At 51.5% G+C, this 13,721-nt stretch carries 12 protein-coding genes, 1 tRNA gene and 1 pseudogene; 2 read left to right on the top strand and 12 right to left on the bottom strand.

What is annotated here, in order from left to right; translation table 11 throughout:
- Positions 1-36 precede the first annotated feature (36 nt).
- From HMPREF2907_RS00500 to folP, 10 genes and pseudogenes are all read right to left on the bottom strand, one after another.
- Positions 37-1,428 carry an alanine/glycine:cation symporter family protein gene (locus HMPREF2907_RS00500; protein ID WP_070679103.1) on the bottom strand — a complete coding sequence of 464 codons (1,392 nt, stop codon included), beginning with the start codon at positions 1,426-1,428 and terminating at the stop codon, positions 37-39.
- A gap of 425 nt (positions 1,429-1,853) precedes the next feature.
- Entirely contained in the window at positions 1,854-2,222 is a 369-nt protein-coding gene (gene apaG / locus HMPREF2907_RS00495; RefSeq protein WP_070679102.1) for a Co2+/Mg2+ efflux protein ApaG, read from the bottom strand.
- Between the two features lie 123 nt (positions 2,223-2,345).
- Entirely contained in the window at positions 2,346-2,834 is a 489-nt protein-coding gene (locus tag HMPREF2907_RS00490) for a phosphatidylglycerophosphatase A family protein (protein WP_070679101.1), read from the bottom strand.
- Complete coding sequence (gene thiL / locus HMPREF2907_RS00485) at positions 2,827-3,783, bottom strand: thiamine-phosphate kinase (RefSeq protein WP_070679100.1); 957 nt, start codon at positions 3,781-3,783, stop codon at positions 2,827-2,829. The genes HMPREF2907_RS00490 and thiL overlap by 8 nt, the downstream gene beginning before the upstream one ends.
- Before the next feature lie 150 nt (positions 3,784-3,933).
- A complete protein-coding gene (locus HMPREF2907_RS00480; RefSeq protein WP_070679099.1) occupies positions 3,934-4,725 on the bottom strand; it encodes a TatD family hydrolase in 792 nt (263 codons plus the stop codon).
- A gap of 5 nt (positions 4,726-4,730) precedes the next feature.
- Positions 4,731-5,723, bottom strand: a complete 993-nt coding sequence (locus tag HMPREF2907_RS00475; RefSeq protein ID WP_070679114.1) for an asparaginase — start codon at positions 5,721-5,723, stop codon at positions 4,731-4,733.
- Positions 5,724-6,018: 295 nt separating this feature from the next.
- On the bottom strand, positions 6,019-6,702 hold the full coding sequence (locus HMPREF2907_RS00470; protein ID WP_070679098.1) for a DedA family protein: 684 nt from the start codon (positions 6,700-6,702) through the stop codon (positions 6,019-6,021).
- A gap of 311 nt (positions 6,703-7,013) precedes the next feature.
- Positions 7,014-8,351: a phosphoglucosamine mutase gene (gene glmM, locus HMPREF2907_RS00465; protein WP_003743468.1), complete on the bottom strand. Its 1,338-nt coding sequence runs from the start codon at positions 8,349-8,351 to the stop codon at positions 7,014-7,016.
- A 321-nt stretch (positions 8,352-8,672) separates the two neighbouring features.
- Positions 8,673-8,738: pseudogene (locus HMPREF2907_RS13640) on the bottom strand (transposase); the annotation flags it as partial.
- A gap of 57 nt (positions 8,739-8,795) precedes the next feature.
- Positions 8,796-9,656 (bottom strand): dihydropteroate synthase, encoded by an 861-nt coding sequence (folP, locus tag HMPREF2907_RS00460; protein WP_070679097.1) that lies wholly within the window; start codon positions 9,654-9,656, stop codon positions 8,796-8,798.
- 146 nt (positions 9,657-9,802) lie between these two features.
- Between folP and HMPREF2907_RS00455 the strand changes: the two genes are divergently transcribed.
- Positions 9,803-10,996 carry an amino acid aminotransferase gene (locus tag HMPREF2907_RS00455; protein ID WP_070679113.1) on the top strand — a complete coding sequence of 398 codons (1,194 nt, stop codon included), beginning with the start codon at positions 9,803-9,805 and terminating at the stop codon, positions 10,994-10,996.
- Between the two features lie 104 nt (positions 10,997-11,100).
- Here HMPREF2907_RS00455 and HMPREF2907_RS00450 read toward each other — a convergent pair.
- Positions 11,101-11,176 (bottom strand) — tRNA-Arg (locus HMPREF2907_RS00450).
- A gap of 286 nt (positions 11,177-11,462) precedes the next feature.
- Between HMPREF2907_RS00450 and HMPREF2907_RS00445 the strand changes: the two genes are divergently transcribed.
- On the top strand, positions 11,463-12,320 hold the full coding sequence (locus HMPREF2907_RS00445) for a c-type cytochrome (protein WP_003763025.1): 858 nt from the start codon (positions 11,463-11,465) through the stop codon (positions 12,318-12,320).
- A gap of 341 nt (positions 12,321-12,661) precedes the next feature.
- Here HMPREF2907_RS00445 and HMPREF2907_RS00440 read toward each other — a convergent pair whose 3' ends face one another.
- Positions 12,662-13,576, bottom strand: coding sequence for a MetQ/NlpA family ABC transporter substrate-binding protein (locus tag HMPREF2907_RS00440; RefSeq protein WP_070679096.1), 915 nt, complete (start codon positions 13,574-13,576; stop codon positions 12,662-12,664).
- Between the last annotated feature and the right edge of the window lie 145 nt (positions 13,577-13,721).

The following is a 13,721-nucleotide window of genomic DNA, read 5'->3' as shown; positions in this document are numbered from 1 at the left end:
ATCTTGGTTTTCAGACGACCTTTTGTTTCATTCAAATTAATGAGGCAATTCACCGCTACGGATTTTCTGTTTGAAATCCTGAGTTTCCCTGACAATTACTTTCGCCATCAGCAAGAGGGCGATTAAGTTGGGCAAAGCCATCAATCCGTTGAACGTATCCGAAGCGAGCCAAACCAAATCAAGACTCAAGACAGTTCCCAGCATGACCGAGGCGACGTAAAAAACACGGTAGAGACTCGCGGATTTTTCGCCGAATACATATGCCGCACATTTCTCACCGTAATAACACCAGCCTAAAATGGTCGAATAGGCAAAGAAAATCAAACCGATGGTAACGACCCATCCGCCGAAACCGGGCAGCATTTTTTGGAAGATAACGGTAGTCAGCGCCGCGCCGCTCAATTCCGGTTTGACAAACTCACCGCCCGCGCCGAGCAAACCCATCACCAATACAATTCCCGTAATCGAGCAGACGACGATCGTGTCCAAAAACGTCCCGGTCATGGAAACCAATGCCTGGCGGACGGGATGGTCGGTTTTCGCGGCTGCAGCGGCAATCGGTGCGGAACCCATACCCGCCTCGTTAGAAAACACGCCGCGCGCCACGCCGTAGCGGATCACCGTCCCGATTGCGCCGCCTGCCACAGCCTGCGCGCTGAACGCATCAGAGAAAATCAGCTTGACAGCGGGTGCCAGTAAGTCCGAATTTACAGCAATAATGGCAATGCCGCCTAAAACGTAAAACACCGCCATCGCAGGTACGATAAACGAAGCAGCTTTAGCGATGCCTTTAATACCGCCCAAAACGACGATAGCGGTCAAAATGGTCAGGACGACGCCGGTATAGCCCGGTTCTACGCCGAAGCTCGTCTGAACGGCCTGCGCAACCGAGTTGGACTGTACCGAACTGCCGATACCGAACGAAGCGAATGTGCCGAATAAAGCAAACGCCAATGCCATCCATTTCCAGTTTTTGCCCAAGCCCTTTTCGATGTAATACATCGGTCCGCCGGACATTTCGCCTTTGGAGTTGGTCACGCGGTATTTCACCGCCAGCACGCCCTCGGCGTATTTGGTCGCCATACCGAAAATGGCGGTCATCCACATCCAAAATACCGCACCCGGGCCACCGGTAACCACGGCGGTTGCCACACCGGCAATGTTGCCTGTACCGATGGTGGCTGACAGAGCGGTCATCAAAGCAGCGAAATGGGAAATATCGCCTTCGTGGTCTTCACCGTCATCCGTTGTTTTCTGCTGCATAAACGCCTGCTTGAGCGCGTAACCGAGCATAGAAAATTGCAGGCCTTTGAGCATAACGGTCAACAAAACGCCCGTTCCGACCAACAACACCAGCATAACGGGTCCCCAGACCCAGCCGCTGACTGTTTCAAAAAACGCTTTTAAATTCTCCAAAAATAATTGCATATTTTCTCCTCATTGTGTTTTTAGTGTTCGGTCATTTCAGCATAAAGCGTTAAAAAAAGCAACGGTCTGATGATATGCTCCTTATTTTCTCTATAAATCCAAACTCATCAAGTCGGATCTAAATGTAGAGAACATTAAAATAAAAATACCCATCTGACGTCAGCCTGCGCAAATGGAAATCTGTATTTCAACATGACAAAAAGCCGATAAATATCGGCGACTGAAAATACCTGCCCTATCTGCACAAACATAAAAAGACGGAGCCTTCTATTTTGATTCACGATTAATTTCAGACGACCTTCTTGCCGCTAAAAAACCATCACTCAACATTTAAATCAAACGAACAGGCAAAAAAAGGCCGTCTGAAAGCCCCTTATTTCTTTCAGACGACCTTAGGTTCCCGCTTTGTATTGTTTTCAAGTATTTTATTGCAGGGTAAAACCTGCTTTGAAATCCAGCTTCGGTACGCCGATAACAAAACGCTCGCCGATGCTGTCTTCAAACTCGTAGGCGCCTTCAATACTGCCCCAAGGCGTACTAATCTGCGAGCCGCTGTTGTACTCGTATTCCTCACCGGGATACAGGACGGGCTGCTCTTCGATCAAACCGCCGTTTCCGACCTGCCCGATTTCCCCGTGCCCGTCGGTAACTTCCCAAAACCGCTGGCGCAATGTGATGACTTTGTTGCTGCGGTTGCAGATGGTGATTTGATAATTGAAAGCATAGCGGTCGCGATAAACATCGCTTTGTCCGGCGATGTAATGCGGCGTTACGTTGATTTCGATATTGTTCATTTGTTTACCCCGTATGGTTATGTTTTATTTAAATATTCAAAAAATAGGAAATGTTACTTTTTATGGTTTATCGACTTATGGTTCATCGACAGATATTTATACAAATTTGCGTGTATGGAAAATTTAAAAAATCCAAGTTGCGAGTGCCAATACCAGTCCGGTCATCAGTGCGGCGATCAGGTCGTCAAGCATAATACCCAGCCCGCCGTGGATGCGGCTGTCGAACCATTTAATTGGCCAAGGCTTAAGCATGTCGAACAGTCGGAACACGATAAAAGCCGCAAGCCACCAGCTCCAGCGGAAAGGCACGAAAGACAAAACCAAAATCATTGCTACGATTTCATCCCAAACGATACCCCCGTAATCCTGTATGCCCAGCTCTTTTTCGGTATACCCGCAAATGCGGATTCCCCAAATAAACATGGCGATACACAACAATGCCAAAACCCAGCCGCCGATTCCGATCAAATGAAGGACAAACGCCAAAGGCAAAGCCGCCAAAGTACCGGCCGTTCCCGGCGCGACGGGAGAAAGACCGCTGCCGAAACCGAAGCCTAAGAAGCATAAAGGACGCTCTTTGAGCCATGTGAAAGTAGGTTTAAATTCAGCCAAAATGATCGAACCCCCGTGAAGTAAGCAATAATTCGCCGCCTTTTTTATCCTTTATTTTCAGACGGCCTGAGTTGTTTGTTTTCCCTATCCTCGTTACCGCCACACTGCATTGCGCTGCTGCGGCAAGGATTTCACTGCGATGGTCTGCGGAAGCGGTAAATACCAATTCATAATCGTCGCCGCCCGATAAGGCGAAAGCCGTCCATTGTTCTTCAGACAGCGATGTTCTCAATTCGTCGGGAACCGGCAACACATCTGTCGAAATCTCCGCCCCCAACGACGACGCGGTCAGAATGTGCCCCAAATCCTGCGCCAGCCCGTCCGAAATATCTTGGGCGGCATGGGCAAGCGGCAAAAGTACCAAACCCAAATCTACCCTTGGCTCCGGTCTGAGGAGTTTATCTTCGCAAAGTCCGAAGACTTCCGGCGGCAGGGTGCAGTTTTTCAGACGATGGTTTAATGCCGCCGCAGCCATACCGATTTGCCCGGACACCCAAATATCATCCCCTTCTTGCGCCGCATCGCGCCGCAGGGCTTGCCCTTGGGGCAGTTCGCCGACGATGGTGATGTTGAATACCAAATCACCTTTGGTCGTATCGCCGCCGATAAGCGTGATGCCGAAACGTTGTGCCAGCGAGAAGAAACTTTCGCAAAACCGCGTCAGCCATTTTTCGTCCAAATCGGGCAATCCCGCACTGAGCAGAACCCATTTTGGAACGGCACCCATCGCCGCCATATCGGATATGTTAACTGCAAGCATTTTCCATGCCAAATCTTCAGGAGAAACATCTGAAAAAAAATGTTTGTCCTTAATCAACATATCGGAACTAAAACACAAATCAAATCCGATACTTGGACGGATAATAGCTGCATCGTCCCCGATACCCAACACCAAACCTTCCGCCTGCTGTTTTTTCAAAAACTGTCTAATAAAGTCAAATTCTGTCATATTTAGTGTAAAAAATTGTCAACTCGTTTACATTACAGGAAACTGTCCGGCAAGACATCTCTTTTATAAATAGCGGTGTTCGTTGCATTATCACAAAAATTCACAACCAAAGGTCGTCTGAAAACACGATTCCGATAAGACGGAATGTTTTCAGACGACCTTTTCTGCTGCCAGCAATATTTCCACATTCCGCTCGGTCACTTCGGCTATCTCTTCAACAGCAACGCCGCGAATTTCAGCGGCGATGGCGGCGATTTGGCGGATGTTGGCGGGCGTGTTGATTTCGTTTTTCAGCATAAACGGGCTGTCGGTTTCCAAGACGAAGTCGGTGTCATTTAAGGTTTTGAGGGTTTCGCGTATTTTTCGTGCGTTCGGGTTGAGCAACAGCGAACCGATGCCGATTTTGAAACCCAGTGTCGTCAACACGTGCGCTTCTTCCGCGCTGCCGGAGAAGGCGTGAACGATGCCGCCTTGGGCAAAGCCTGTCTGCTTGACGGCGGCGGCGATGTCGGCGGTGGCTTTAAGATTATGGATAATCACGCAGCGGCGCAGGGTTTGCGCGATTTCAAGCTGGCGGCTGAAGACTTGGATTTGCCGTTCGCGCTGCGGCGGCGTTTGGGTTTTGTCGTAAAAATCCAAGCCGATTTCACCGACCCATGCCGTCGGAAGCGTTTGCAATGTTTGTTTCAAACGCTGGAAATCCGGTTCGGAAACGTCGTCTGAAAACCAAGGATGGATGCCGAGCGCGATATGGATGTTGCCCCAAAGCGGGTTTTCAGACGACCTTTGCACCAAATCCGCCACGTCCTGCCAATCCTGCGGCCGGGTCGCGGGAACGATAAACCGCCCTACCCCTGCCTCCCGCGCGGCGGTCAGGATGTGCGGCAGGTTTTCGCGCAAGGCGGGATCGGCAAGGTGGCAATGGGTGTCGGTGAGGTTCATCGATTTCACACTAACTTCAGTCTTACCAATTCTTTGTGAACATCTTCCACCCCCCAGCCTTGCGATACGGCGAGGGTCATGAGCGCGGTGGCGGTTTCGAGGTTGCATTTGCCGCCGTTAATAATGCCCGAATTGCGGAACGCGTTGCCTTGCGCGTAAACGGCGGCGGTTCTGCCTTGTCGGACTTGGCTGATGTTGAGCAGCAGTTTGCCTTGCTGCGTAAAGTCTCGGACGGCGCGGATGAAGCCTTCGTCTGCGGGGGTGTTGCCGTGTCCGTAGCTTTGCAGGATAAGGGCGTGGGCGGGAAGCTGTCCGAGTCCGTCTGCAAGTTCTTGGACGGCAAAGCCGGGGATAAGCGTGCGGACGGCGATTTTTGCCTGCGGGTCGGGATAGCGGATTTTGAGGTCGTCTGAAACATCTGCCGCGTCTTGGGACGGGACGCAGATATTGTGCCAGCCTTGGGTTTCGTCCCATTCGGCGATGGCGCCGAAATGCGGATTGTCGAAGCCTGCGGCGGTTTCGGTACTGACTTTGCTGCTGCCGACGGCGGGATAAAGTTTGCCGTCAAAGGCGATGACGGTTTGTTTGAGCTTGAGGCTGAAGGCGGCGACGGCGGTGGAGAGGTTGCGCGGGGCATCACTGTTTTCGGCAGCGTAAGGCCATTGGGAACCCGTCAGGACAATCGGTTTGCCCAAACCTTGCAGGGCGAGTGCGAGGAGGTTGGCGGTGTACGCCATGCTGTCCGTGCCGTGCAGTATCAGGATGCCGTCGCAGGAAGGCAGTTTGGCGGCGATGATGTCCAGCCAGTCGCGCCAGTGTTGCAAGGTGACGGAGGAGGAATCAATCAACGGATTGCAGACGTGCCACTCGAAGTCGAGGTCGTCTGAAAAGGGGGAAAGGGCTTGGCTGACAAGCGCGGTATCGGGGCGCAGGCCTTCGCTGCTTTGGGTCATGCCTATGGTGCCGCCTGTGTAGAGGACGAAGATTTTTTGTTTCATGGACATCATCGGGTCGTCTGAAAATAATGATGCGGCTTATTTAACTATATTTCGGACAGGCTGGCAATTTGGCGGCGTAGACGGTTTTCAGACGACCTTGAAATGAAAAAGCACCCCGAGGCTGCCGATATTTGATTTTCCGAGTGGATTTTTGTTCACGGATCGGGAGATTCAAGTCGGAAGCCTCAACAAGCTTGGACGCTTGGTGAGGATTGCCAACGCAGAAGATACCGCTTTGGGGATAAAAAGACACGGAAACTATTGAATATTGTCAACCTTGTCAGGGAGCTTGATTTTATTGTTCGCTTTGCGCGGCTTTTTTGGCTGCCTTGGCGGCTTTGCGCTGCGCCCGCTTTTCGCTCAATTTGGTACGGTAGAACTGGAGGCGCTGGCGTTTTTTCCACCAAAACCAAGCCAACACCACTGCCAATATACCCAAAACAGTAAAGATGCCGGATTGCAGGCTGTGCATTTTTGCCATCAGCCAATCGATGTTGTGCGCGCCGTATTCGCCCAAATAAATCCAAACCGGCACGGAAACCAACGCGGCAAGCCCGTCCATCAGGATGAAGCGGGTATAGGAAACTTTGCGGCTGATGCCTGCGGTTACGAAAACGGCGGTTCGCAGGCCGGGCAGGAAGCGGGCGACGAACAATACCCAGTTGCCGTATTTGTCGAATTTTTCCTGCACCTGCGCGTAACGCTTGGGCGTCATCACGCGGGCAATCGGTTTGAACTTAAGGATTTTCTGCCCCCACAAGCGTCCGGCGACAAACATAAATCCGTCGCCCGCCAACACGCCGAGCATACCGACGACAACCATCCAATGCGAATTGGTGTACCCCAAGCCGGAAATCACGCCGCCTGTCACCAGCGTCAAATCTTCGGGAATCGGTACGCCAAAGCCGCAGATGACCAAAACGAAAAACACGGCTGCGTAGCCGTATTGGACAAAAAAGGCTTCTAAAAAGGCAAACATGGCGTATCCGTCGGTTGTAATGTGGAGGGGAAATTCATTTGAACTGAATGTCGTATTTTACCAAAGATAGGGTCGTCTGAAAGAAATAACAAGGAAGGTTATGAAAATAGGTGTGAACAATATGAATTGATGTGTTTCAGACGACCTCGAATCCTAAAAAACACAATCACAATGGATTAACCTTAAACCGGCATGGCGTTCCCCCGCCTTGCCCTGATTTAAAATCAATCCACTGTACCGCCGTTCCCGCTTGCGTGGAAACGACGGCAGTTCCAAGGTTTGCTAAAAACCTGATTGATTTTTTGACGGCATTACTGCTTGCCGGTGATGGCTGCCGCGATGCGTTCCGCGCCCTTTTTCGCCCAGTCCGCCTGACGCGCTTCGACCATGACGCGCACGACCGGTTCGGTACCTGATGCGCGCAATACGACGCGGCCTTTGCCTTCGAGTTCTTTTTCCACTTCAGCCAACACGTCTTTCGAGGCTTCTTGCCATTTCTGACCTTTTTGGATGCGCACGTTGATCATGGTTTGCGGATACGGCTGCCAGTCTGCGCAAACGGTGGCAAGATCTTGGTTCAGGATTTGCAGCGCCGCCAAAACTTGCAGCGCGGAGATGATGCCGTCGCCGGTGTTGTGTTTGTCCATGCACAAAATATGGCCGCTGGCCTCGCCGCCGATGAGCCAGCCGCGTTGGTTCAGCTGTTCCAACACATAGCGGTCGCCGACTTTGGCTCGGCAGAAATCGACGCCCTGCTCTTTTAAGGCGATTTCCATCGCCATATTGGTCATGACCGTACCGACTACGCCGCCGATGTTGATGCCTTCTCGGGCGCGGGCTTTGGCGATGACGTAAATCAGGCTGTCGCCGTCGTACACTTTGCCGTTGCGGTCAACCATCATCAGACGGTCGCCGTCGCCGTCCAGCGCAATGCCGTAGTCGGCTTCGTTCTGCAATACAGCGGCCTGCAAGGCTTTGGGATGGGTCGCGCCGCATTTTTCGTTGATATTGTAGCCATTGGGTTCATCGCCGATGCTGACGACTTGCGCGCCGAGTTCGTGGAATACTTTGGGCGCAACGTCATAGCCTGCGCCATGTGCGGTATCGACCACCAATTTCAGACCGCGCAAATCCAAATGGCTGGGAAAGGTGGATTTGCAAAATTCGATGTAACGGTCGTCTGCGCCGTTGATACGGCGGGCGCGTCCGAGGCGGGCGGACGGCTGGGTTTTCATTTCCTCGTCGATTTTGGCTTCGATTTCCAACTCGATTTCATCGCTCAGTTTCACGCCGCCTTCGGCAAAGAATTTGATGCCGTTGTCGGAATAGACGTTGTGCGACGCGGAAATCATCACGCCGGCGGACAAACGCAGCGCACGGGTCAGATAAGCCACGCCCGGCGTAGGCAGCGGGCCGGTTTGGATGACGTTGACACCCGCAGCGGTAAAACCTGCCACCAGCGCGGCTTCGAGCATGTAGCCGGAAATGCGCGTGTCTTTGCCGATCAGGACGGTCGGCTTCTGCCCGCCGTCATGCTGCACCAACACCTGCCCCGCCGCATAACCGAGTTTCAATACGAAATCGGGGGTAATCGGAAATTGACCGACTTCACCGCGTACGCCGTCCGTGCCGAAATATTTTTTTGCCATGAGTTTGCTCCGTGAGGATGTTTTAGAATGGTGTTACCCGTAAATGTCATAACGGGCAGTATAGGGGGATTTTATGTAAAACTGTTGGGATTTATGTTTAGCGTCATTAGATTGAGCCTGAGCGGTATAGTTTCTTATCTTATCAAAACCCGAAACAAGTTAACCGGATTAAACAAACGGGTCGTCTGAAACCGCCAAACTTGTTTTCAGACGACCTCTTTATCACTATAGTGGATTAAACTTTAAACCAGTACGGCGTTGCCTCGCCTTGGCTCAAAGAGAACGATTCTCTAAGGTGCTGAAGCACCAAGTGAATCGGTTCCGTACTATCTGTACTGTCTGCGGCTTCGTCGCCTTGTCCTGATTTAAATTTAATCCACTATATTTCAGAGGCTGTCGACATTTCATTTTCAAAGTGTTTTTTTGCTTCCAAAACAGAAGCTATTAAATGCCGGCAATCCCTAAAGCGTCCCACACCTTCAACGCATCCGCTGTCGCCTTCACATCATGCACCCGCACGATTTGCGCGCCGCGCGCTACGGAAGCCAACGCTGCCGCCACGCTGCCGTGTACGCGTTCCGCCGCATTTGCCTCGCCGGTCAGCTCGCCTATCGTGCTTTTGCGCGATACGCCGATGAGCAGCGGAAAACCTGTTTCCGCCATCAATTCGGGCAAATGCCGCATCAGCGCGATATTGTGTTGCAAGGTTTTGCCGAAGCCGGAGCCGAAGCCGGGGTCGAGTATGATGCGTTGCGGTGCGATGCCTGCCGCGATACATTCCGCTGAGCGCGCTTTCAAATACCGCGCTACTTCACCGACAACATCTTGATATTTCGGATTAATCTGCATGGTTTTGGGCAAACCCTGCATGTGCATCAGGCAAATGCCCGTGTCCGCCTGACGCGCCAGCAATTCGACCGCGCCCTCGTCATTCAACGCCGCCACATCATTAATAATATCGACGCCGCCGAGTGCCAACGCTTTTTCCATAATCACCGTGCGGCGCGTGTCCAAACTGATGGGAACGCCCCACCCCGCCACTTCCGCCAAAACAGGCTCAACCCGCGCCCATTCTTCTTCAGGCGAAACATAATCCGCACCCGACCGCGTCGATTCGCCGCCGATGTCGAGAATGTCTGCGCCTTCTTTTAGAAGCTGTTCGGCGTGCGCCAAGGCTGTTTGGGCGTTTTGCGAATACACGCCGCCGTCGGAAAAAGAATCGGGCGTCAGGTTGACGATACCCATGATTTTCGGCTTGTCCAAACCGATTTCAAACCTGCCTGCCTGCCAGATGCGCGTGGTCATGATGGTGTTCCGTAAAATAATGAAGACGAAATTATAGCTCGTCTGAAAACATCATGCAGCTTTCAGACGACCCCGTTTTACAAATCCTGCCGTTTAATGCCAAAATCAGGTTTACCATCCTAATCCGCCTGATAAAGGAAACAGCCATGTACCAACACGTCGAATACTACCCCGGCGATCCGATTTTAAGCTTGGTCGAAACCTTCAAAAACGACCCGCGCCCCGAAAAAGTCAATTTGAGCATAGGCATTTATTTCGACGATGAAGGCAAAATGCCCGTATTGGAATCCGTGAGCTGTGCCGAAACCGCCCGCGCCGCCGTGCCTGCGCCGTCGCCCTATCTGCCGATGGAAGGTTTGAACACTTACCGCAGCGCGGTGCAGCATTTGTTGTTCGGCAAAGATAATCCCGCACTCGCGCAAGGGCGCATCGTTACCGTACAAACCTTGGGCGGCTCAGGCGCGCTCAAAGTCGGAGCGGACTTCCTGCACCGCTGGTTCCCCGCAGCGCGCGCCTACATCAGCGATCCGACTTGGGACAACCATCGAGGTATCTTTGAAGGCGCAGGTTTCGAGGTCGGCACTTATCCTTATTACGACCCCGCCACCGTCGGCGTGAAATTCGACGAAATGACCGCGTTTTTCAACACCCTGCCCGAACACAGTATCCTAATCCTGCACCCCTGCTGCCACAACCCGACCGGCGTGGATATGTCGGAACAGCAATGGGACGAAGTGTTGCAAATCATCAAAACGCGCAAACTGATTCCGTTTATGGACATCGCCTACCAAGGCTTCGGCGGCGATTTGGACAGCGATGCCTACGCCATCCGCAAAGCGGTGGAAATGGATTTGCCTCTGTTCGTCAGCAATTCATTCTCAAAAAACCTGTCGCTCTACGGCGAGCGCGTCGGCGGTTTGAGCGTGGTTTGCCCGAATAAAGAAGAAGCAGAATTGGTGTTCGGACAACTCAAATTCACCGTCCGCCGCATCTACTCCAGCCCGCCCGCACACGGCGCCTACATCGCCGCCGATGTGATGAACAACCCCGAACTTTACGCCTTGTGGCAAAATGAAGTCTATGTCATGCGCGACCGCATCCGCGCCATGCGGCAGAAACTTTACGACGTTTTGACCGCGCAAATCCCTGACCGCGATTTCACTTATTTCATCAAACAGCGCGGCATGTTCAGTTACACAGGATTGAGCGTGGAACAAGTCCGCAGGCTGCGCGACGAATTTGCCGTTTACCTGCTGGATTCGGGCAGGATGTGCGTCGCCGGGCTGAATGCTTCGAATATCGCCTATGTTGCCGATGCGTTTGCCGAAGTGTTGAAATAAAGCGCAAAAAGCAAAAGGTCGTCTGAAACCTGATGTAGTTTTATTTGAAGTAAGTCAAAAGGCCGCCCGAAAAATTTTCATCTTTCAGACGGCCTCTCTATAATTGGCGCACCCAACAGGGATCGAACCTGTGACCTCCAGCTTCGGAAACTGACACTCTTCCAACTGAGCTATGGGTGCAGGGAAGGCGTAAGATTAACGCAAATCCCGCCTGTTGGCAAAGCCTATTATGCAGGATGGTGCAAACAAGACAAATTTGTAGAAAATTACCCGCAAATAATCAACGACATAACTAACCAACCCCTTAACAAACGGCAAAAAACTGCCGCCTTTGCGTATATTTTCCACAAGAGCGATTGGAAAGCCCTTGTGAATTCAGTATAATCCAGCAAAATATTGTTAACTGCGTTTAACACACCAAACTATAACTTAAAGCACAACCTAACCTAACGGCGAGGCCTACCAAATGAAACAACTCCGCGACTCCAAAGCCCAAGGCTCTGCATTGTTTACCCTTGTGAGCGGTATCGTTATTGCCATTGCAGTCATTTACTTCCTCATCAAATTGGCGGGCAGCGGCTCGTATGCAGACGTTGCCCAATCTTCCGAAACTGCTACCCAAACCCGCATCCAGCCCGTAGGACAGCTTACCTTGGGAGACGGCATTCCGGTAGGCGAACGCAAAGGCGATCAGATTTTCAACAAAATCTGTATCCAGTGCCACGGCGCAGACAGCTCCGTACCCAACGCGCCGAAAATCGAAAACAACGGCAACTGGGCGCCCCGTATCGCCCAAGGCTTCGATACCCTTTTCCAACACGCTCTGAACGGCTTTAACGCCATGCCTGCAAAAGGCGGCGCAGCCGATTTGACCGACCAAGAACTCAAACGCGTCATCACTTACATGGCGAACAAGAGCGGCGGTACCTTCCCTGATCCGGATGCCGCAGCACCTGCCGATCAAGCCGCTTCAGGCAATGCAGCCGCCTCCGCACCGGCTGCTGCCGGCTCAGCCCCCGCAGCCGATGCACCTAAAGCCGAAGACAAAGGCGCGGCCGCTCCTGCAGCTTCCGGCGCAGACGGTAAAAAAGTTTTCGAAGCAACCTGTCAGGCATGTCACGGCGGCGCAGTCCCCGGCATTCCAGGCATAGGTAAAAAAGACGAATGGGCTTCGCGCATCAAACAAGGTAAAGAAACCCTGCACAAACACGCTCTCGAAGGCTTCAACGCCATGCCTGCAAAAGGCGGCAACGCCGGTCTGAGCGACGATGAAGTCAAAGCAGCGGTCGACTACATGGCAAACCAATCAGGCGCCAAATTCTGATTTGTTCAAAAAACGCCATATATCCCATAAAAAACGCACCTTTAAACAAGGTGCGTTTTTTATGAGTTCCAAGAAATATGTAATCCCCTATCAACGCAGGTTTGGGACAAATAACATCCCCACTTCATTTACGATATATTTTATTCATTAACCCGTTCATTCTACCCTGCCTACACAAAACATACTGAGATAGAAAGAACAGCATTAAATTTTCTTTCAATTGGCAGCACAACAAGATTTTCAATTCACGCACACTGTTTATAAAAACCAATCTAAAAAAGGTCGTCTGAAACCTTATTTGGGTTTTCAGACGACCTTTTCTTACTTTTGAAGTTTACTGCTTATTTTGCTGCCGAAGCCGTAGAGGCTGCTTCGGCTTTTGCACCGACAGCTGCATCTTCACCCCATGCAGCAGGATATTTATAGCCTTCGAAGCGTTTGTGCGCATAGGCTTTGAACTCATCGGAGTTATAGGCTTCGGTTACATCTTTGAGCCATTGGCTGTCTTTATCGGCAGTTTTGACTGCTGCCCAGTTAACATAGGCAAAACTCGGTTCTTGGAACAGGGCTTCGGTCAGCTTCATACCGCTGCTCATGGCATAGTTGCCGTTTACGATGGCGAAATCAACATCGGCGCGGCTGCGCGGCAGTTGCGCGGCTTCAAGTTCTACGATTTTGATGTTTTTCGGATTTTCGGCGATGTCTGCTTTGGAAGCAGTCAGCGGATTAACACCGTCTTTCAACTTAACCCAGCCCAATTCGTTCAACATTACTAATGCACGGGCAAAGTTGGACGGGTCGTTAGGCGCAGAAACGCTGCTGCCGTCTTTAACTTCATCCAAAGATTTCAGTTTGCCCGGATACAGACCCAAAGGCGCAGTCGGCACTTGGAAAGTCTCAGTAATGTCTAATTTGTGTTCCTTTTTAAAGTCATCCAAATAAGGTTTGTGTTGGAAAATATTGATGTCCAGCTCGCCTTCGGCCAAAGCAAGGTTGGGACGGACGTAGTCGGTAAACTCGACCAGTTTGACGGTGTAGCCTTTTTTCTCCAGTGCAGGTTGGATTTGATCTTTGACCATGTCGCCAAAGTCGCCGACGGTTGTGCCGAAGACGATTTCCTTTTTCACCGCGCCGTTGTCGGCGGCCGGCGATGCGGCGGATGCGGCAGGTGCGCTGTCTTTTTGACCGCCGCAGGCTGCCAACACAATGGCTAGCGCAGCAGCAGAAAGGGTTTTGATTAAGGTGTTCGCTTGCATATTTTGCTCCTGATCATTTATCGAAACGGTTTTCAGACGACCTCTGTCATCAAAAGATAAGGATTTTAAATCTATTTGGGCAGCTTGCGGACGTTTTTTGCAGAATCAAAATATTAAAAGGTCGTCTGAAACCTTATTTGGGTTT

The organism is Neisseria sp. HMSC055H02 (assembly GCF_001813335.1).
Classification (GTDB): domain Bacteria; phylum Pseudomonadota; class Gammaproteobacteria; order Burkholderiales; family Neisseriaceae; genus Neisseria; species Neisseria sicca_C.
This window is presented reverse-complemented; position numbering and strand designations above follow the sequence as displayed.

What these genes read in the sequence shown, in the direction of transcription:
- HMPREF2907_RS00500 (WP_070679103.1), bottom strand. Translation starts at nt 1,428, where the DNA reads ATGCAATTATTTTTGGAGAATTTAAAAGCGTTTTTTGAAACAGTCAGC.
- apaG (WP_070679102.1), bottom strand. Translation starts at nt 2,222, where the DNA reads ATGAACAATATCGAAATCAACGTAACGCCGCATTACATCGCCGGACAA.
- thiL (WP_070679100.1), bottom strand. Translation starts at nt 3,783, where the DNA reads ATGACAGAATTTGACTTTATTAGACAGTTTTTGAAAAAACAGCAGGCG.
- HMPREF2907_RS00480 (WP_070679099.1), bottom strand. Translation starts at nt 4,725, where the DNA reads ATGAACCTCACCGACACCCATTGCCACCTTGCCGATCCCGCCTTGCGC.
- HMPREF2907_RS00475 (WP_070679114.1), bottom strand. Translation starts at nt 5,723, where the DNA reads ATGAAACAAAAAATCTTCGTCCTCTACACAGGCGGCACCATAGGCATG.
- HMPREF2907_RS00470 (WP_070679098.1), bottom strand. Translation starts at nt 6,702, where the DNA reads ATGTTTGCCTTTTTAGAAGCCTTTTTTGTCCAATACGGCTACGCAGCC.
- glmM (WP_003743468.1), bottom strand. Translation starts at nt 8,351, where the DNA reads ATGGCAAAAAAATATTTCGGCACGGACGGCGTACGCGGTGAAGTCGGT.
- folP (WP_070679097.1), bottom strand. Translation starts at nt 9,656, where the DNA reads ATGACCACGCGCATCTGGCAGGCAGGCAGGTTTGAAATCGGTTTGGAC.
- HMPREF2907_RS00455 (WP_070679113.1), top strand. Translation starts at nt 9,803, where the DNA reads ATGTACCAACACGTCGAATACTACCCCGGCGATCCGATTTTAAGCTTG.
- HMPREF2907_RS00445 (WP_003763025.1), top strand. Translation starts at nt 11,463, where the DNA reads ATGAAACAACTCCGCGACTCCAAAGCCCAAGGCTCTGCATTGTTTACC.
- HMPREF2907_RS00440 (WP_070679096.1), bottom strand. Translation starts at nt 13,576, where the DNA reads ATGCAAGCGAACACCTTAATCAAAACCCTTTCTGCTGCTGCGCTAGCC.